The organism is Peribacillus saganii, assembly GCF_003429095.1.
Lineage (GTDB): Bacteria > Bacillota > Bacilli > Bacillales > DSM-1321 > Peribacillus > Peribacillus saganii.
In genome coordinates, this window is sequence record NZ_QVTE01000008.1 from 19,189 (window position 1) to 40,046 (window position 20,858).

The window sequence follows — 20,858 nt, forward strand, 5'->3', positions numbered from 1 at the left end:
AGCCTTCGTTGGAATTTATTAAAAAGATGCTTAACGGTAAGGAAGCTGGTCTCACTATAACAGGTTATTTTTAAAATTCCAATTGTGGAAGAAAATGTGCCTGAAGAGTTGTTTGAGAACCCGCAGGAAACACGGACAAAGGCGTTTTTGAGCAAGGTTTTATAATGTACTTTGCAGCGCTTAACCAAAAAGTAATAGAAATGACTGGAAAATAAAGAATAATAGTTTACCCGGAAAGGAGATTTAAATAAGCCTCTTGCCGGGTTTTTCTTGTTTATAAGGCAGCAATAATTTTTGAATAGTTCTAAATTAATCAAATTAATTAATAAATTCAAATAATTAAATTGCATTTCTATAACAAGAATGATTTAATAAATGTAAGCGTTTCACTTGTCGGATATGTGATGTCTGGAAAGGAGGAGGCGGATTTTTTGTGAATGTAGAGAAAATAGCTGTGAAGAAATTATCCGAAACGGTTGAAGAACAGATTGAGAAAATGATTTCTTCCGGTACTTTCAAGCCGGGTGAAAAGCTTCCCTCCGTACGTGAACTATGTGAGCTGTTCGGAGTTGGACGTTCGGCGGTTCGCGATGCAATTACCACCTTAAAAGGCAAGGGCATTGTGAATGTAAGGCAGGGTGAAGGAACATATATTTGTGAATTTGATTCTGCTAAATTGTTTTCTAATGCTATGCTGCTCCCAAATGCCAGGGATATTTCAGAATTGTTTCAAGTACGAAAGATTCTGGAAAGCGGAATGGCTGAAATGGCAGCAATAAATCGGTCTGAGATACACCTGCAGATTATGACCGACCTTTTGTCTGCTAAAACAGCTTCAGGCTGGGAATCAGACTACCAATTTCATAGCACAATCGCGTTGGCAACAGGAAATGAGATTTTGGTAGAATTAGTAAAATTTATTTCGACAACAATGAAAAAAGTGATGATGGATTTTCACCGATATATTCAAAATAGCAGTAATATCGTGGACACCATTGATACTCACCATAAAGAAATCTATGAATCAATCAGAAATAAAGAACCACGCGAAGCAAAAGCTAATATGCTGGCACATCTGGATTTTGTCGAACAACTTCTGAAGAGTGATGTCTTACAGTAATTTTTTATGAATTCAGGAAGTAATAATGAAAAGAAAAGTGTTTTTTTCGTAACTATAGGAAACGGTGTTTCTTATTACGAAACAATAGGAGGTGCTTGAATTGATAGAAGCAACAAATCAATGGAGTATTAAAGATATTTTACCTGAGGATCAAATTCTCATAGAAGAACTACTGCATCCCCTTGGTAATAATGGACGTGTAACAGTTTTTCCAAAAACAGAAGAAGAAATCGCCAACGTGTTAAGGTATGCAAACGATACGGGAGAAAAAGTTACGGTAATGGCTGGCGGAACGAAGAGAGGATATGGCGGACTGACTGAAACAGCTGATATTTTGCTTTCTTTAGCAAATTACCAGGGAATTGTAGAGCATACAGTCGGTGATATGACCGTTACAGTTAAAGCAGGAACTCCATTTAAAGAGCTGGCAGCTTATTTAGCACAGCACAGCCAGAAAATTTCACTTGATCCTGCATGGCCGGAATATGCAACGATTGGCGGTGTTATTGCGGCTAATGATAGTGGGCCAAAGCGGCTCGGTTATGGATCAGCAAGGGATGTTGTGATCGGTCTTCGCATGATCTATCCTGACGGAACGATTATCCGGGCAGGGGGCAGAACGGTAAAGAATGTTGCGGGTTATGATATGAATAAGCTCTTTATCGGTGCGATGGGAACGCTTGGAGTAATTTCAGAAGTTACACTAAAGCTCCGGCCGCTGGCAAAGTTTGAAAGCCTTGTTTTACTAACCTTCCCTGAAACTAATTCCGAACAAGTACGTACCTTTGCCACTAGTCTTTTGGATTCCATGCTGGAGCCTGTTTCAATGGAATTGCTTAGCCCTTCCTTATCAGAGAGATTAATAGGGAAGAATGGCTATACTTTGGCAATAGCCTTCGAAGATGTGGAAAGCTCTGTTCATTATCAAGAAGAATTTATTAAGAAAAACCAGCCTGTTCATACAGACTTGGCAATTCTTCAGCAACAGGATGCCCGGGGATTTTGGGAGCAATTTTATAAAATTGGACCGAGCGGTGCAGAAACCACAGTGAACAAAGAAACAGAAGCTTCTCTCAAAATCGGTGTTGTGAACATGGATGTCATTAAGGTTATTCAAGAGTCCCAAACATTAAAGGATTCACATAATCTTGTGGCTGAAGCTCACGGTGGACTGGGACATGGATTGTGCCAGGTCAATCTGAAAGGAGCCAGTGAAGATGTTGTGTCAGCCATTCAGCAGCTGCGGGATTCAGCTGTGCAGCTTGGAGGATATGCAGTAGTGAAGCATTTGCCGTTTACACTGCGAAGTAAAGTTGATGTTTGGGGCGGTAAGCCCTCACACTTCTTTCTAATGCAGGGAATTAAGGAGAAAGTAGATCCGAACGGCGTACTTAACGAAAAACGGTTTGTGGGAGGGATATAGGAGTGAGTGTAAGAGAAGTGGATTTAAAAGCAGATCCTTCATGTGCAACTACCACGAATAGCCTGAGTAACTACTTATGGAAGGATGCCCCCGATGAAAATAAGTGGGCGGATTGCGTACACTGCGGCATGTGTCTGGAATCTTGCCCTACATACGAAATAACAGGGCAGGAACAGCATTCCCCGCGGGGACGCGTTCATTTAATTAAATCCGTCGCAGAGGGTAAGCTCAAAGTCAATGAGCAGTTTATGGATCCGGTATTTGCCTGTCTTGATTGCCGAGCATGTACAACTGCTTGTCCGGCGGATGTAGATGTGGGCGGGCTAATTGAAGAAGCCCGCGGACAAGTCCGCCAGGCTATGCCGTTAACGGGCATAAAGGGAACGGTAAGCAAATTCTTCTTACAGGGACTTTTTCCGCATCAGGATCGCCTAAATACTTTGGGAAGCCTGTTGAGATTTTATCAAAAAAGCGGAATACAAAAGGCAGTCCGCAAGACAGGTCTTCTCAATGTCATGCCGCAGCATTTAGTTGACATGGAATCAATCATGCCGGAAGTAGGGCAGCCGGTGCGCAAGAAATACAAAAATGCAGAGGTTATTAAAGCTAAGGGAGAAACAAAGAATGAAGTTGCTTTTATGACAGGCTGTGTAATGGATGTTATGTTCAGTGACATCAATGATGCAACCATTAACGTTTTAACCCGAAATGGAAATGACGTTACGATACCGAAAAACCAGACATGCTGTGGAGCCTTGCATGTACACGCTGGCGACCGTGACACAGGAAGAAAACTTGCAAAGCAGAATATAGAGGCTTTTAAAGATGCCGATACCATTGTTGTAAACGCAGCTGGCTGCGGCTGTATGATGAAGGAGTATGCTGAATTGTTCCGCGATGAACCGGAATGGCATGACAAGGCAGAAGAGTTCTCTGCCAAGGTTGAGGACATTTCGAAGTATCTGCATGAAACAGGCTATGATAAACCAAAAGCGGAATTGAACACACGGATCACTTATCATGATGCCTGCCACTTGGCACATGGGCAAGGTGTAAGGCAGCAGCCGCGTGATATCCTTCTTGATATTCCAGGAGTTGAAATGGTGCATATGCCAAATGCTGACCGCTGCTGCGGAAGTGCTGGAATCTATAACATTACAAATCCTGAAATGGCAGGAGAAGTGCTAGAGAACAAAATGCAAAATGTGCCCCAAGATGTTGAGATGATATCCATGGGTAACCCTGGCTGTATGCTGCAAATGGCGATGGGAGTAAAGAAATATGGCAGAAACCAAAAGGTTGTGCATACAGTTCAGCTGCTTGATTGGGCCTATCAAAAAGAAGATAAAGAAAAGGGGGGCAATTAAATGGCTGTCAAAATAAAAACAAATGATAAACATATTCAGGCACTGGCAGAAATTGTTGGAAGCCCCCGTTTAATTCTCTTTCATCAAGAAGACCTGATAGCATATGATTGTGACGGTTTTACTTTGCATAAGCATTTGCCAAAGGCAGTTGTCTTTCCAAAGGATACACAAGAAGTATCAAGGCTTGTAAGATACTGCTCTGACAATGACCTGCCATTTCTGGCGAGAGGAGCAGGAACAGGACTTAGCGGCGGCGCCATACCTGTTAATGGTGAAGTTATTATCAGCTTGGTAAAAATGAAGCGCCTCTTAAGTGTGGATTTTGAGAACAGGCGTGCCGTGGTTGAACCAGGGTACGTAAATCTTAAGCTCACAAATTCCATTTCAGATAAAGGATATTATTATGCACCGGATCCTTCAAGCCAATATTGCTGTACGATCGGCGGAAATGTCGCTGAAAATGCCGGCGGTGCTCACTGTTTGAAATATGGTGTAACTACAAATCATATTCTTGGTCTTGAGGTAGTACTGCCAAACGGCGACATAATTGATATTGGGCAAAACGGGATTCAGGATGCACCGGGGTATGATCTGCTTGGACTTTTGACAGGTTCAGAAGGAACGCTTGGCATTGTGACAAAGATAACGGTCCGTATACTAAAGAATCCGGAAGCGAAGCAAACTGTACTCGCTTATTTTGATAAAGTTATCGATGGAAGTCAGGCCGTTTCTGATATTATTTCAGCCGGTATCGTTCCAGCTGCTCTTGAGATGATGGATAAGACTGCGATTGAAGGGGTGGAAGCAGCCGCTTTCCCTGTAGGCCATCCAAAGGATATTGAAGCCGTCCTGTTAATTGAAGTAGATGGAATATCTGCCGGTATCGAAGAGCAAATCAATCAAATCCTGGAAGTGTGCAAAAATAGGAATGTCCGGGAGGTACGAGCTGCGAGGGATGAACAGGAACGGGGAAGATGGTGGGCCAACCGCAAAACAGGATTTGGAGCAATGGGAGCGATTTCTGCGGATTATTTGGTACAGGATGGTGTTATCCCAAGAAGCAAGCTTCCTGAAGTGTTAAGCAGGATTAACAAAATCAGTGAAGAATCAGGCCTTCGCATCGCGAATATTTTCCATGCAGGCGACGGTAACCTTCATCCGCTTGTACTATTTGATGCGAGGATACCTGGGCAGTCTGAAAAGGCTCTGGCAGCAGGAAGTGCATGCCTCCAGGTTTGTGCCGACGTTGGCGGAACCATTACCGGCGAACATGGCGTGGGTATAGAAAAAAAGGAAGAAATGCGCTTTGTGTTCAATGACGAGGAAATTATTGCACAAACCAATGTACGCGATGTTTTTAACACGAAGAATTTATTAAATGCGGGAAAGCTATTCCCTTCACCGGGGCGCTGCGTTGAGATCAAGAAAGAAATGAAGGCTGCGGCGGCACAGTAGATACTTTACCGTTTGAATAGGGAAGCACACAGAGGCATAGCTGCTTTTTGAATGGATATCCATAACAAGGCAGCAGACTATATGATTGTTCACTACGAGAAAACGCTTCCCTAATTTTGTAGAAATATTGAGAATATTATTGATATTAATCAGCTTCACATGATATATTTTTTATGCAGAATAAAAACATCGTTTTGTAATAACAAACAATGTAACAGCAGCCAAATTTAAAGGAGGAAACACATGATGGCAAACTATGTAAAAGTAGGAAAACTTCAAGTGGCATCAGTTCTTTATGATTTTATCAACTCGGAAGCACTTCCAGGGAGCGGGTTGGAAAGAGACGGATTTTGGGCTGGATTTGAAGCAATCGTTAATGATTTGACACCAAAAAATAAGAAATTTTTGGCTCACCGTGATGAAATTCAGCAGAAGATAAATGAATGGCATCGAGATCATAAAGAAGGTTATGATTTTAATGATTATAAGACATTCCTTGAGGAACTTGGATATTTAGAGCCCGAGTCAGAGGATTACAAAATTTCCACAGAAGGCGTGGACGAAGAAATTGCCGTTCAGGCAGGACCGCAGTTAGTGGTACCTGTTAATAACGCCCGTTATGCAATTAATGCCGCGAATGCGCGCTGGGGAAGCCTTTATGATGCTCTTTATGGTACGGATGCAATCAGTGAGGAAGGTGGCGCAGAGCGCGGTTCAGGCTATAATCCAGTTCGGGGAGAAAAGGTTATCTCCTTTGCAAAAGATTTCCTTGACCAGGCTGCGCCATTAAATGGTGCTTCTCATAAGGATGCTGCAGGGTATGCAATTTTGGATGGCAAGCTTTCGGTTACCTTAAGCAATGGGGAAATCGCTGAATTGGCTGATGAGACGAAGCTTGCGGGTTACCAGGGAGATGCTTCTAACCCTGATGCTGTTTTAGTAAGAAACAATGGCCTTCATTTTGAAATTCAAATTGACCGCAGCCACCCAATCGGCAAAACCGATGCAGCGGGTGTGAAAGACGTTCTTTTAGAATCTGCTGTAACGACTATTATGGACTGCGAAGACTCTGTAACAGCAGTCGATGCAGAAGATAAAGTGCTAGTGTACCGCAATTGGCTAGGTCTGATGAAGGGCGATTTGGCTGCAACGTTTACTAAAGGCAGCAAGACAATGACGAGAACGCTAAACCCGGACCGCAGATATACTTCTGCCTCAGGAGAGGAGTTTACTCTTCGCGGGCGTTCACTTATGTTTGTCCGTAATGTAGGGCATCTAATGTCTATTAACGCTATATTGGATGGAGATGGGCAGGAAATTCAGGAAGGTATTCTTGACTCTGTCATTACTTCACTAGTTGCTAAGCATACGCTGCTTGGAAATGGAAAGTATCAAAATACTTCTAAAAACTCCATTTATATTGTGAAGCCAAAAATGCACGGCTCTAAAGAGGTTGCTTTTGCCAATGAGCTGTTTGACCGTGTTGAAGATCTGCTTGGCCTTGAACGGTATACACTGAAAATCGGGGTAATGGATGAAGAACGCCGCACCTCCCTGAATTTAAAAGCTTGCATCCGTGAGGTTAAAGATCGTGTTGTATTCATCAATACAGGGTTCCTGGACAGAACTGGGGATGAAATGCATACTTCCATGGAAGCGGGTCCAATGATCCGTAAAAATGACATGAAGGCATCTACATGGCTTGCCGGATATGAAAAGGCTAATGTAAATACCGGACTTGCTGTGGGCTTCCAGGGACGTGCCCAAATTGGAAAAGGAATGTGGGCAATGCCAGATTTAATGGCAGAAATGCTGAAGCAAAAAATCGGCCATCTTAAAGCAGGAGCCAATACAGCATGGGTACCATCACCAACCGCTGCTACATTGCACGCCCTTCACTACCATCAGGTTGATGTAACAGCCGTTCAAAATGAACTGTTAAATGACATTAATGATTTACGGGATGACATCCTTCAAATTCCTGTGGCGGAAAATCCACAATGGACTCCGGAAGAAATTCAGGAAGAACTTGACAATAATGCCCAGGGAATTCTGGGATATGTTGTCCGCTGGGTAGAACAGGGAGTAGGCTGCTCCAAGGTTCCCGATTTCTTAAATGTCGGCTTGATGGAAGACCGTGCAACTTTAAGAATTTCCAGCCAGCATATGGCTAACTGGCTTCACCATGGAATTGTTACTAAAGAACAAGTATTGGAAACAATGAAGCGGATGGCAAAGGTTGTAGATAAGCAAAACGCAGACGATCCTGCATACCTTCCAATGGCTGCTGATTATGAAAACTCCGTAGCTTTCCAGGCTGCATGTGACCTTGTTTTCCTTGGTTACGATCAGCCAAATGGCTACACAGAGCCAATTTTGCACCGCCGCCGTTTAGAAGCAAAAGCGAAGTTTGCTGTTAAACAATAGTTTCGAAAATAATAGGGGGCATTCTAAGTGATTAGAATGCCCTGAAATAACTATAATGAAAAGAGGTTTTTGCGATGAAATTTACAAGATTCTTAGTTGATGCTGTTGTTCATACAGGTATTATTGAAACAGACGAAACGATTAGAGGAATTAGTGGAGATATTTTTGGAGAATGGGAGTATACTGGAGAAACATTTAACCAGTCAGAGGTAAAGTTTTTGGCTCCGCTTGAACCAAATCAAATTATTGGAATTGGTGCAAATTATGTATCCAAGGTGCAAGACCTTCCGGAACAGCTACCTGAAATTCCGGTATTTTTCTTCAAGCCAGTATCATCGGTAATCGGGCCTGAGGATGAAATTGTTATCCCGAACGGGACTGAACAGGTTAAGTTTGAGTCAGAGCTTGCAATCGTAATTGGCAAAGAGGCAAAAAACGTACCGGAGTCTAAAGTGCTTGACTATGTATTTGGATATACTGTGGGCAACGATGTCACCGCACCACAGTTTTTCCATCAGGATGGGCACTGGACAATTGGCAAATCGTTTGATACATTTACACCTCTTGGCCCTATAATTGAAACGGAGCTGGATCCATTTCAGGTGAAGGTAGAAGCAAGACTAAATGGAGTTGAAAAGCAAAACAGCGCCACAGAATTAATGATTATTCCGATTCGGAAAATGATTTCTTACCTTACGAACGTGATGACGCTCAAGCCGGGAGATGTCATTCTGACTGGAAGTCCTGTAGGAGCTGAGCTGGTTGGAGACGAAGATGTAATTGAATGCAGTATCAAAGAAATCGGTGTTCTTCGCAATACGTTCACAAAAGTGAAGGAAAACGCGACAACGAGGTAGTTACGGAAGTTTTTTAGCTCCGGGCCATATGTTCCGGAGCTTTCTAATAGAGGTGAGCAATGTGGAACGGGAGAATATGGTTAAGTCTGTGAGCAGGGCTTTGGATATTATTACCATTGTGAGTTTGAAAAAAGGAGGCGTGGGTGTTACAGAGATAGCCAATCAAATAGATATAAATAAAAGCTCGGTATACCGGATTCTTTCGACACTTGTTCAATATGGATATATAGAACAGGATGAAGAAACAGGAAAGTATAAGCTGGGGTATAAATTCCTGGAGGTCAGCTCACGGCTTCTGGATTCAATAGATCTCAGATCTGAAGCGAAGCCGTATTTACAGGAGCTCGAAAATGAAACAAATGAGGTTATCCACTTGGTTGTTTACGATCAGGGAGAAGTCGTTTACATTGAAAAACTTGAGGGAAATGAAACTCTACGGATGCACTCCAAAGTGGGGAAGAGAGCTCCGATGCACTGCACCTCCGTTGGAAAGGCAATCCTTGCCAATTTGCCGGCCAGCGTTGTAATGGAAATATTGGAAAGAAAAGGAATGCCGTTGCATACAAATAAAACAATTACTGATATAGATGTGTTTCTGCTGGAGTTAAATCATGTAAGGCAAAAGGGGTTTGCATTGGATTTAGAAGAAAATGAATATGGAATCACTTGTATTGCCGTCCCCATTTTCGATCATCTCGGGAAGCCGATAGCTGCTGTCAGCATTTCCGGACCTACCATGCGGATGACTGATGAACGTTTGAAACAGCTTCAGGAAAAAATGATTTATGTAGGAAGGCAAATCTCTAAACGGCTAGGATATGAAAACAAAATCAGCTAAACAAAGTTGCTCGATTTCTTTAAAAAAGATATATCGGGCAACTTTTTATATATCGTATTATTAAGTCTCAATTTTCAAAATATTATTGAAAATTACCGGAAACTTTGTATAATAATATTAGACTTACATCATGTTATATAACATGGTTCTTATAGTTATATAACAATGTTTTTCTCTCCGCAACATTTAAAAACAATGTTTGTTATTAAAAAACGCAAGGGGGAAATGTTTTATGAGTACGGGTATATTGGCTTTTTTATCTCTTTTACCAATCCTTATAGTCGGAATCTTTTTAGTTGGGCTGAGGTGGCCCGCAAGTAAAGCAATGCCAATTTCTTACTTAGTTGCAGTTGGTCTCGCCCTGTTTGTCTGGAAAGTGCCTGGCGGAAATGTTGCGGCTGCTTCAATCAATGGCCTTGTAGTAGCAGGGACGCTATTGTACATTATCTTTGGGGCTATTTTGCTGCTTAATACGCTTCAGGAAAGCGGCGGTTTGAAAACGATTCGTCAAGGATTCACGGATATTACGGTGGATCGGCGGATACAAGTTATCATTATTGCCTGGCTTTTTGGATCATTTATTGAAGGTGCATCTGGATTCGGAACACCTGCTGCAGTAGCTGTACCATTGCTTGTAGGATTAGGGTTTCCTGCCATGGCGGCCGTTATTGCCGGTATGGTAATTCAAAGTACCCCTGTTTCGTTTGGGGCTGTTGGAACACCAATGCTTGTTGGCGTCCAGACCGGATTATCGGCTGATCCAAGCATAACCGATAATTTTCTGGCGTTAGTCACTCAGATAGGCGGTCAGGTGGCAATTCTTCATATGATAGCCGGCACACTGGTTCCTCTCTTTGTTGTTGCCTTAATGACTAAATTTTTTGGGAAAAACAAATCTTTTACTGAAGGAATTAAGGTATGGAAATTCGCATTGTTCGCAGCGTTTTCCATGACAATTCCTTATGTTATAGTTGCTAATGTGCTTGGGCCTGAATTCCCATCCATGATTGGCGGCCTAGTTGGTTTAGCAATTGTCGTTTTTGCAGCTAAAAAAGGATTTCTTATGCCTTCTGAGCAAGAAGCATGGGATTTTGAAGAGAAGTCAAAATGGGATCCGGAATGGCTTGGAAATTTGGAAATTAAAGAAGTTGCTCATAAAAGCGGTAACATGAGCATGGTTCGTGCATGGGCTCCTTATATTTTGGTAGGCGCATTCTTAGTATTATCCAGATTGAAAACGCTTCCGATAATGGGGTGGCTTCAGTCATGGACAGTTAAATTTGAAAATATTTTCGATTCAGGAATCACATCAAGTTTCCAGCCGTTATATCTACCGGGTACAATATTCATACTCGTCACTGTTATTACTTTTTTCCTGCACGGTATGAGTGGAAGCGCATACAAAAAAGCTTGGGCTGAATCTGGGAAAACAACACTGGCAGCTTCAACAGCACTTGTTTTTACGGTTCCTATGGTTCAAGTTTTCGCCAATACCGGGGGAGGTGCAGCGGGCTTCGATAAAATGCCTATAGAATTAGCTAATGGAGCCGCAGCATTAGCAGGAGAGTTTTGGCCGTTTTTCGCGACGTTCATTGGTGGTATTGGGGCTTTCATCGCCGGAAGTAATACGGTAAGTAATATGATGTTCGCTCTATTCCAATACGATGTTGGTTCGCAAATTGGCGTTGATGCTACATGGATCGTTGCTCTCCAGGCAGTTGGAGGAGCGGCAGGTAATATGATATGCGTGCATAACGTAGTTGCAGCTTCCGCTGTGGTGGGCCTCGTCGGCAAAGAAGGAGTTGTCATCCGGAAGACACTTTTTCCATTCGCATATTATGCGCTATTAGCTGGATCAGTCGGCTATTCTATTGTATGGTATTCACAAAAAGGAATCTTTAATCTAGGTTCAATTGTTGCAGCGTTAATCGCTTTTGCTGCCATTTACATTATCGCTACAAATAATAAACGGGCAAGTCTTTTGGTTGCTAGTAATCCTCAGGTCGATATTAAAGCAGCGAAATAAACTATTAATATTTAAACCTGACAACTAAAAAATCAGGCCAATGTATCCATAAACACATTGGTTTGATTTTTTTTAATGAAATAGGAGGATTTTTTATGAACCAGTTTTCTGTCAACCTATCAACAATTTTTACGGAAGTACCGTTTCTGAAGCGGTTTGAAAATGCTAGAAAGTCCGGGTTTTCGTTTGTAGAGTGTCAATTCCCTTATCCTTATTCAATAGGTGATATCCAAAAGGAGCTGAAAGATAATCAGCTTTCTTTGGCATTAATTAACCTGCCCCCTGGAAATTGGGAACAGGGAGAGCGGGGATTGGCTGTTTCACCTGAAAAAATTACTGAATTTAAAGAGTCTGTGGACGAAGGAATACAGTACGCAACCGCTTTGCGAGTACCAAGTATCCACTGTATGGCCGGCATTCTGTTAGAGGGAGCGGATAAAAAAATAGCTAAAGAAGTGTTTATAGACAATCTTACATATGCTGCTTCTAAGATGGCCAAGCACAATCTTACACTATTAATTGAACCAATTAATGTTTTTGATATGCCAGGCTACTTTTTAGCTGATCTTGAAGAGGCAAATAGTATCCTGGCAGAGGTGAATATGCCGAATGTAAAACTGCAGTTTGATTTTTACCATATTCAGAGAATTCACGGCAATTTGCTTGAAAACTTTAAGAGATTCTATGACATGGTGGGCCATGTACAGATTGCTGATTTTCCGGGGCGCCACCAGCCAGGGACAGGAAGCATCGATTTTAAAAGGATATTTGAATTTTTTAAAGAGATAGAATACAAGGGTTTAATTGGCTTGGAATATACACCTAGGGAGATTAGTGGAAACAGCTTTGACTGGCTTAGATAAGGGGGGGTTTTCATGGAAATTGGATTTATCGGAACAGGTGTCATGGGAAGTAGGATGGTCAAACGGCTGCTGGAAGCTGGCCATGAAGTTACCGTATTCAACCGTTCGCTGGAAAAAGCAGAACCGCTGATCAGGCTTGGGGCTTTAAGATCTGAAACGGTCGCATCACTTGCATGCAGCTCTGACGTCATTTGTACCTGTCTATCAATGCCGAATGATGTACTCACTGTTTATCAGGGGCCTGACGGAATCATTGAAAACGCAAAGTCTTCTGCTATCTGTATCGACTTCACAACAGTTGGCGCAGATACGAGCAGAATAATATTTCACAAAGCGGGAGAAAAAGGCATCAGCTATCTCGATGCACCGGTAAGTGGAGGGCCTGAAGGGGCAGAACAGGGAACCTTGACGATAATGGCCGGAGGGGAGGAAAATGTTTTTGCAGATGTTTTGCCTATCCTCAAAACCATTGGAGCAACGGTCAAGTATTTAGGTCCATCAGGTTCCGGTACGATAGCTAAATTGATTAATCAGTATTTGGTCGCTGTCCATTCCGTTGCCGCTTCGGAAGCAATGGTAGCGGGAGCAGCTCTTGGCCTTGACCCAGAGCTGCTGTATAAGCTGCTGTCAGTTAGCTATGGTGATAGCAGGATACTTCGCAGGCATATGGATAATTTCGTCCTGGACCGGCAATTTGAGCCTGGAGGAGCAGTGAAGTACGTACATAAGGATGTCGCTCTGGCAAACACGTTATTTGAACAGACAGGCATGACCGAATTCTCCGGGCGATTTGCAGAACGGTCTTTTGCAAGAGCGATCGATCAGGGTCTTGCTGACAAAGATATGTCAGCAGTCATCCAGCCGCTTGAAAAGGAATGTAATATCGAGGTTAATAAGAGAAGATAGGTACAAAGCTCTCATCTTGTTTTAATGATGAGGGCTTTTTTAATTGTTGACGAAATTAAAAAATTATTAAGTATTGTCTCTCTTTCCTGAACTTTGTTGGTAATGTATGTTGAAAAAAATCTGCTTACCTATCGGGAAATGAAAGTGTGCAGCAGCTGATACCCGTCCGATTTCGTCTAATAAGGAATAATTTCGTCAATTTTAAAATTATTCGGTTAAAATGCCGAGAGGGCCTAAACTACGGGAGAGCTTTGTTTAAAGATTGTTTTGTCCTAATATTGCTTCGGCCAGCAATTTGTAGGAATGTTTCCTTGCTTCAAAATCAAAAGTATTGGTGATAACCATAAATTCTTCAGTCCGGTAGATTTCACTCAGAAGGCTGAGCTCTTCTTTCACTTTATCCGGCGTGCCGATAATTGTTCTTTTCCTATTTTGTTGGATGATGTCTTGATCATCCAAACTTAAAGTGGTTCTTTTTGCATCCACAATAGATGGAATCGTTGAGTCCGAACCCTTTCCAATGTTCAGCAGCCATATGTCCTGGCTAATTGCAAGCTCTTCTGCTTCGTGTTCGGTATCTGCACAGACTACAAAAATGCAGACATTCATCTTTGGCCGGGAAAGGTTTAGAGAAGGAGTAAAGCCTGAAAAATATTCTTCTGTAGCCCTTTGCCCGCTGGAAGGGTTGATGAAATGCCCAAATGTAAAAGCGATGCCGTTTTCTGCAGCAACCCTTGCACCGCGGTGTGAAGTGCCGAGCAGCCACATTTCCGGCGTGCTGTCTGTAATTGGTGTTGCCTTGACTTCTGCATAAGGATGTCCCTCAGGCAAAGTGTCGGTGAGATAGCCCTTTAGGTCCCTGAGCTGCCGCGGAAATTCGTTAAGGCTTTTTCTTAGGCTATCGGTAAGTGCAAGACGTGTGGAAGAAGAACCTCCAGGCGAACGGCCGATCCCTATGTCAATTCTGTTCGGGAATAAAGCCTCAAGGGTCTTAAAGTTTTCGGCTACTTTAAAAGGGCTATACTGTGGAAGCAATACGCCGCCCGATCCTACCCGGATTTTACTGGTCTGTGATGCAATATGTGAAATGAGTACTTCCGGTGAGGTGCTGGCCAGCCCATTTGTATTATGGTGTTCCGCAACCCAAAACCGGGCAAAGCCAAGTTCTTCTGTCAGATGTGTCAATTTTAAAGTATTTTTTAACGCGGTTCTTGCATTAGAACCCCTGGAAATCGGTGATTGATCGAGTACGCTCAGTTTCATAAGGGGGTCCTCTCCTTCCGTTCTTATTATTTTACACGAAAAGATCCTTAAGTAAAAAGTGTAAAGTCCGAAATCTGTGTCTAGCTTTTCCCTAACAGTTTCATGTAATCCATGTCGGAGTCAGAAGGGGGATTTTTTTTGAAAATTCAACGTTTTTCCGGTATGTCTACAATTTTAGGGATGGAACTAAAAATGCATCAACCAAAGCAAAGTTAGGAATCTTTCAATATAGAGTATTTTAGCCCGCAACAATTTAGTTGAAATCTATAAAAAAACTATTCAGTAACAATTCTTCTCATTTGTTCCGGCCACCAATTTCGGGCTTCTTTAGAAATGAATACTTAAAGGAAGAACTGTATAAGATCAATCTTTTTAATGCTGTGCGTAGGTTAGAGGTGGCGGTGTGTTTTATCCACGGAAACATGAGAAGGTGCTAATTCCCCTGAAAGGAATAGAATTCATAGTATTGGAGAATTCCGCACATTATACTTAACTGTTTGAAAAAAGCCTGAGGATAGTGAAAAATGAAGCCAAATAGAGTAAAAAGCCTATGGAATGTTCCATCGGCTTTTTGTCATTAAGCCAACTATGCAGTCTAATGCTTGTCGGTGCTATTTTTATCGGGTATCTTAATTGATATAAAACTAAAAATAGAAAAGTTTAAAAACACTCACACTGCAACATTAACATAAGTTACATAAAAAAAGGGTTTATGGATTTAGATATAAAAATTGAACGTTTAAGAAATAACTTATTGAGTAATTGGAGGCATTTTGGATGAGGGATTTTTTGGAGACTTTGCTGCCTGAGCTAGATTCAATTTTTGAACATTTGCATGCAAATGGAGAGACTAGCTGGAATGAACATAAGACAACAGACTATATCGCAGACTTTTTGAAAAGACACGGACTTGAGGTAACAACCTTCAGTGATTGCCCAGGGGCAGTGGGAGAATGGAAGCCATCAAAAGAAAGCGGATTAACCGTGGGTGTCCGGGCTGATATGGATGCTCTCTGGCAGGAGGTGAACGGCACTTTTAAAGGGAATCACTCCTGTGGACATGATGCCCATATGACAATGGTTCTCGGGACAATGCTTTTGCTTAAAAAGATGAATGTGCAAATTCCAGGGAACCTTAAGTTTATTTTCCAGCCTGCAGAAGAAGTTGCCGAGGGTGCACTAAAGATGATTGAAAAAGGGGTAATGGAAGGTATCGACTTTTTGTACGGAGTCCATTTGCGCCCAATTGAAGAAGTTCCCTATGGCAAGGCTTCATCTGGGATAATCCATGGAGCTTCCACTACAATTGCGGGAAAAATTATTGGATTTGATGGGCATGGTGCGCGGCCGCACCTCGCTGTGAATGCCATTGAAGTCATTTCTACGATCGTAGAACAGTTAAAGGGAATCCATCTTAATCCGCTTGTTCCATATTCCGTAAAAATGACACAGGCTTCTGCAGGTGGTCCGAATTCTAATATTATCCCTGGATCCGCAACGTTTCACCTGGATTTGCGTGCCCAATCCAATGAGGCGATGGAAGAATTGATTTCCAAAGTAGAACAGATTCTTATTAAAACGGGTGAACTTTATGGAGTTGAAATTGAAAATGAATTAACAGAACGGGTCTACGCCGCGGTAATTAGTGATATGGCAGAAAAAATGATGGCTAAGGCTATCCAGCTGACGATGGGAGAGGAAGCATATGTCCACCCGATTATTACGCCGGGAGGGGAGGATTTCCATTTTTATACGAAAGAACGGCCAAATATTAAAGCCACGATGTTAGGTCTGGGCTGTGACCTGGAGCCGGGCCTTCATCATCCATACATGCATTTCAAAAGAGAAGCTCTTGTATCAGGAATTGAGATACTGGCGCGGACTATTTTGGAAACATTTAACAAATACGGTGAAGCCGGTAAATAAAGAGACAAGCAGGAGAGTTGCCTGATGAAAGATTATAACCTGAAAATGACGATAGAAGCAGCGATAACCCATTTTCCACAGGGCAGCAATGCTGTAAAAGTGTATGACGAAACCGGAGGATTTGCGGGTTATATTACAATGGATGCGCTATCTGCTGCAGTGCAGCAGGGGGAATTGACAAGGCCGATCAGCCAGTTTGTGATAGCAGATCTTCCAATTCCAAATATGCTGCCAAATTCAATATCTTCCAGCCAGTTTGAATCTTTCTTCCAAAGTGAATTTTGCAGGCTTGTGTTTAATTCTTTATATGATGGTGTGTACGTTACCGATGGAAAAGGCACTACACTTTTTATTAATAAAGCGTATCAGCGGATTACTGGCATCAAAGAAGAAGAAGTTTATGGAAAGCATATGGGCCATCTAATTGAAGAAGGGATCATTTCGATTTCAGCATCATTAGAAGCAATTCTGAAGAAACAGCCGGTAACCCTGATTCAGAAAATCCGTAATGAAAGAAGAATAATCGTTTCATCGACACCCATCATGTCAGCTAAAGGCGACGTCCTTTATGTGCTAAGCAGTGTTAGAGACATTACAGAACTAATCCGTTTAAAGCATGAACTGGACCTGCAAAAGCTTACTTTTAAACATGTTGCTGATACATCCTTTCTTCCTGAACATTCTGGGTTTGATAATCTGGTAATCGGACCTTCCACGAGGCCGCTTTTTAAGCTGGCTGATAAAGTGGCCAAAACCGACGCGAAAATTCTTCTTCAAGGTGAGACTGGAGTCGGAAAAAGTTTGATTGCGAAGTATATTCATTCCAGGAGTTTACGAAGCAATGGAACATTCATGGAAATAAATTGTGGCGCTATTCCGGAGCATCTGGTGGAGGCTGAGCTGTTTGGGTATGAACCAGGATCGTTTACAGGAGCATTGAAACAGGGAAAGAAAGGAATTTTTGAAGAAGCAAATGGCGGGACTCTATTTTTGGACGAAATAGCTGATTTGCCATTGCATCTGCAGGTAAAACTTTTGAAGGCTGTTGAAGAAAACCGGTTTATGCGGGTTGGAGGAACTGAAACGGTTCAAGTAGATGTTCGAATTATTACTGCCACTCACCGTAATTTGAAAAATCTTGTCAATGAAGGCAGATTCCGTGAAGATTTATATTATAGGCTTAATATCGTAACCTTTGAAGTTCCTCCTTTGAGGGATCGAAGGGAAGAGATCATGCCTTTACTGGAAATGTACTTAAACCGCTATAATACCAAATATGAGGAAGATAAAAAAATTACTCCTGAATGCTATGAATGGCTTACTAATTACGGCTGGCCGGGGAATATCCGGGAGCTTGCCAACCTGGTTGAAAGGCTGGTAGTAATCACATTTAACACTGACATCGATGTCAGTGATCTTCCGCCGTTCCTTCAGCCTGCTATCCTGAAAACAGAAACGGGAACATTAAAGGAGGAAACAGCAAAGCTGGAAAGGTCTCTTATTCTCGAAGCAATTCACCAATACGGCAGCACCCGAAGCGCAGCTAAATCACTGGGTATAAGTCAAAGCGCTATCGTTCAGAAAATGAAAAAATATCACATTCGAGTAGAAAACGAATCAAAATGATACTTTCGATTCGTTTTCTACTCGTTTTTTTCTTTTTATCTTCAATTATTTAAATCCATCTCATAAGTGGTAATGTGAAAATTTTGTTGTGAATAAAGGTTTTTTCTGTGAATAATTGTCGACTTAAGTAAAGCGCTTTCAACTTGGCACGCGTCTTGCATCTAAAATTAAGTAAGAAAGGGGAGAACAACATGAATTTTTCTACATTCTCAATGGCTAACAAATTAATTACCGGGTCTGAAGCACTTCATCAGCTGCCGGAAGAGGTTTCACGTCTTGGAATCACAAATCCTTTGATTGTAACGGATAAAATTTTGATTCAAGCAGGAGTCGTTAATCAGGTACAGGAGCTTCTTTCAAAGGAAGCAGGGATTTTTTCAGATGTGAACCCTGAGCCGGAAATAGAAATTGTTGAGCAAACTGTCCAAGCTATCAAGCAGGGAGACCATGATGGACTTATTGCTGTTGGTGGCGGAAGTGCTATCGATATTGCAAAAGCAGCATCCGTTATGGCTACCAATTCAGGGTCAATTGATAATTATTTTGGGGTAAATCTTGTCGAGGTTCCGGGTCTTCCATTAATCGCCATACCTACTACTGCAGGAACGGGATCAGAGGTTACCAATATTTCCATCTTGTCAGATAAGAAAGAAAAAGTTAAAAAAGGAATTGTAAGCCCTTACTTATTGCCGGATACAGCGATTGTTTCTCCGGTAATGACATTGACCTGTCCTCCAAGTGTAACAGCAGCCAGCGGAGTGGATGCACTGGTACATGCTGTGGAAGCCTATATTTCTAAGTTTGCTTCGCCTGTAACAGATGCACTGGCAATCGGTGCAATGAAACTTATCTCAAAGCACCTTCCTAAAGCCTATGCAGCGCCGGATAATTTGGAATCACGCGAAGCCATGATAACAGGAAGCCTGATGGCTGGACTGGCATTTGGCAACGCTGGGGTAGGGGCTGTCCATGCTCTTGCTTACCCGCTTGGCGGCCGTTTCCACATGGCGCATGGGGTCAGCAATTCACTGCTGCTGCCTTATGTAATGAAATGGAACAAAATTGCCTGCCTGGAAAGATTCCGTGATATCGCTGAAGCGTTAGGAGAAAAAACGGATGGGCTGACTGACGATGAAGCTGCGGATAAGGCAATCGAAGCTATGACCAGATTATGCCGGTATGTTGAAATTCCCCAGTCGCTGCGTGAATTTGACATTCCGGAATCTGCCCTGGCTGAAATGGCTGAGGAAGCAGCAAAACAGGTAAGGCTGCTTAAAAACAACCCAAGAAAGCTCAGCGTGAAGGATATGGAAAAGATCTACCGCGAAGCTTACTAATCAAGGAGGAAACTATATGAAATGGAAAAACCGTCCTCATGGCTCTGAAACACCTTATATCCCAGCCGGACCCTTTAAAATAAGGCTGCCTTTTGTCCATTACCGTTTTGAATGGCCGGATTATGTACAAGGCCTTCTCATGTGTGCCGTCGACCTAGGAGCGATTACTCTTTTGGCTGACCATCTAGGGATGCCCTTTGAAGTAGCGTTGGCTGTAGTTATTCTAAATGGTCTCTTGTATTTAACCCATCACCTCCTGGGTGACCCGGTTATTCCGGGATGGATTACACCTGCCATTCCGTTAATCGTATTGTTTGTGAAAGAATTTGATGAGGGGCCTGATAGGGTATACGCTCTTATTGCCTTCCAGCTGACTCTTGGAATATTGTCGATACTTCTTGGTGTTACCGGGCTTGCCAGTAAAGTTGTCCGCTTGGTGCCGGATGCCATTAAATCAGGAATAATACTCGGAGCAGGTATCGGTGCGATTGTGTCTATCTTTGAAGTGGGAGGAAAATTTGATTTGTTCCCGTATACGATTTCCATTTGTATCGGGTTTGCCTTTTATCTTATTTTTTCAAAACATTATGAGGGCTTAAAGCGAAAAAACAAAGCATGGGCGCTGCTTGGCAACCTGGGGATACTGCCGGCCATTCTACTGGCTGTCGTAGTCGCACCGCTGATGGGTGAAGCAAAATGGCCGGATATTAAATGGGGCTTCAGCCAGCCTGATTTCGTTACTCTTTGGACGGATTATACAGTGTTCGGGCTTGGTTTCCCTGCTGTGTCATTCTTTATTCAAGCGATTCCGGCAGTGCTTGCTACCTATTTGGTAGTTTTCGGAGATGTGCTCAAGACAAAAGCGCTGTTATCAGAATCTGATGTGGTCCGTACCGATGAGCTGGTGGATTATAATCCAAACCGTGCACACTTAATCTTTGGAAGCCGGAATGCAATCATGAGTATAATCGGACCAGACATAACCATGTGCGGTCCAATGTGGGCAGCAATGCAGGTAGTAGTGGTTGAACGTTTCAAGGAAGGAAAAAAAGCGATGAATTCCTTCTTTGGCGGTGCAGGCTCTTTCCGCTGGGGGACAAACACAGGCTTGCTTCTTCTGCCAATCGTTAGCCTTGTAGAACCAATTCTTGCTGTTGCGCTGTCATTAACTTTGTTAGTACAAGGATATGTAAGCGTACGGATTGGTGTCATGCAGGCCCGCAGCCAGCGTGATTTGGGAATTGCAGGTGTTGTTGGGGCCATCCTTGTCATTAAGGGAGCAACAATGGCTTTCGCAGCCGGAATTATTTTATGCATTCTTCTATATGGAAAAGACTTCCTTCGCGGAGAGAACGACAAGATTTTCACACAGCATGCAAAAGATGATCAAAAGGAGCGTAAAGCGGGATGAAATCACAGGAGTT

General features: G+C 42.5%; 15 protein-coding genes and 1 pseudogene. 15 read left to right on the top strand and 1 reads right to left on the bottom strand.

What is annotated here, in order from left to right:
• Positions 1-81 precede the first annotated feature (81 nt).
• The 11 genes and pseudogenes from D0469_RS21475 to D0469_RS02895 form a co-directional block, all read left to right on the top strand.
• A pseudogene (locus D0469_RS21475) lies at positions 82-165 on the top strand (peptide ABC transporter ATP-binding protein); the annotation flags it as partial.
• Positions 166-433: 268 nt separating this feature from the next.
• The gene (locus tag D0469_RS02850; RefSeq protein ID WP_117325135.1) at positions 434-1,120 is read left to right on the top strand and encodes a FadR/GntR family transcriptional regulator; all 687 of its coding nucleotides are present in this window, start codon (positions 434-436) and stop codon (positions 1,118-1,120) included.
• 100 nt (positions 1,121-1,220) lie between these two features.
• Entirely contained in the window at positions 1,221-2,543 is a 1,323-nt protein-coding gene (locus D0469_RS02855) for an FAD-binding oxidoreductase (protein WP_407675719.1), read from the top strand.
• A gap of 2 nt (positions 2,544-2,545) precedes the next feature.
• Positions 2,546-3,910 carry a (Fe-S)-binding protein gene (locus D0469_RS02860; RefSeq protein ID WP_117325136.1) on the top strand — a complete coding sequence of 455 codons (1,365 nt, stop codon included), beginning with the start codon at positions 2,546-2,548 and terminating at the stop codon, positions 3,908-3,910.
• Entirely contained in the window at positions 3,911-5,365 is a 1,455-nt protein-coding gene (locus D0469_RS02865) for an FAD-linked oxidase C-terminal domain-containing protein (RefSeq protein WP_117325137.1), read from the top strand.
• Positions 5,366-5,611: 246 nt separating this feature from the next.
• Positions 5,612-7,792: a malate synthase G gene (locus tag D0469_RS02870; RefSeq protein WP_117325412.1), complete on the top strand. Its 2,181-nt coding sequence runs from the start codon at positions 5,612-5,614 to the stop codon at positions 7,790-7,792.
• 74 nt (positions 7,793-7,866) lie between these two features.
• A complete protein-coding gene (locus tag D0469_RS02875) occupies positions 7,867-8,649 on the top strand; it encodes a fumarylacetoacetate hydrolase family protein (protein ID WP_117325138.1) in 783 nt (260 codons plus the stop codon).
• Between the two features lie 61 nt (positions 8,650-8,710).
• Positions 8,711-9,487, top strand: coding sequence for an IclR family transcriptional regulator (locus tag D0469_RS02880; RefSeq protein ID WP_117325139.1), 777 nt, complete (start codon positions 8,711-8,713; stop codon positions 9,485-9,487).
• 232 nt (positions 9,488-9,719) lie between these two features.
• Complete coding sequence (locus tag D0469_RS02885; RefSeq protein WP_117325140.1) at positions 9,720-11,513, top strand: L-lactate permease; 1,794 nt, start codon at positions 9,720-9,722, stop codon at positions 11,511-11,513.
• A gap of 95 nt (positions 11,514-11,608) precedes the next feature.
• Positions 11,609-12,376, top strand: a complete 768-nt coding sequence (locus tag D0469_RS02890; RefSeq protein WP_117325141.1) for a hydroxypyruvate isomerase family protein — start codon at positions 11,609-11,611, stop codon at positions 12,374-12,376.
• A 12-nt stretch (positions 12,377-12,388) separates the two neighbouring features.
• Complete coding sequence (locus tag D0469_RS02895) at positions 12,389-13,282, top strand: NAD(P)-dependent oxidoreductase (protein WP_117325142.1); 894 nt, start codon at positions 12,389-12,391, stop codon at positions 13,280-13,282.
• Positions 13,283-13,537: 255 nt separating this feature from the next.
• Here D0469_RS02895 and D0469_RS02900 read toward each other — a convergent pair whose 3' ends face one another.
• Entirely contained in the window at positions 13,538-14,545 is a 1,008-nt protein-coding gene (locus D0469_RS02900; RefSeq protein WP_117325143.1) for an LLM class flavin-dependent oxidoreductase, read from the bottom strand.
• A 777-nt stretch (positions 14,546-15,322) separates the two neighbouring features.
• Here D0469_RS02900 and D0469_RS02905 point away from each other — a divergent pair.
• The 4 genes from D0469_RS02905 to D0469_RS02920 all read left to right on the top strand — a co-directional run bounded on the left by D0469_RS02905 (position 15,323) and on the right by D0469_RS02920 (position 20,845).
• Complete coding sequence (locus D0469_RS02905) at positions 15,323-16,471, top strand: M20 peptidase aminoacylase family protein (RefSeq protein ID WP_117325144.1); 1,149 nt, start codon at positions 15,323-15,325, stop codon at positions 16,469-16,471.
• A gap of 24 nt (positions 16,472-16,495) precedes the next feature.
• A complete protein-coding gene (locus tag D0469_RS02910; protein ID WP_117325145.1) occupies positions 16,496-18,097 on the top strand; it encodes a sigma-54 interaction domain-containing protein in 1,602 nt (533 codons plus the stop codon).
• Positions 18,098-18,288: 191 nt separating this feature from the next.
• Positions 18,289-19,434 carry an iron-containing alcohol dehydrogenase gene (locus tag D0469_RS02915; RefSeq protein ID WP_117325146.1) on the top strand — a complete coding sequence of 382 codons (1,146 nt, stop codon included), beginning with the start codon at positions 18,289-18,291 and terminating at the stop codon, positions 19,432-19,434.
• Positions 19,435-19,450: 16 nt separating this feature from the next.
• Positions 19,451-20,845: a hypothetical protein gene (locus D0469_RS02920; RefSeq protein WP_117325147.1), complete on the top strand. Its 1,395-nt coding sequence runs from the start codon at positions 19,451-19,453 to the stop codon at positions 20,843-20,845.
• The last annotated feature ends 13 nt before the right edge of the window (positions 20,846-20,858 follow it).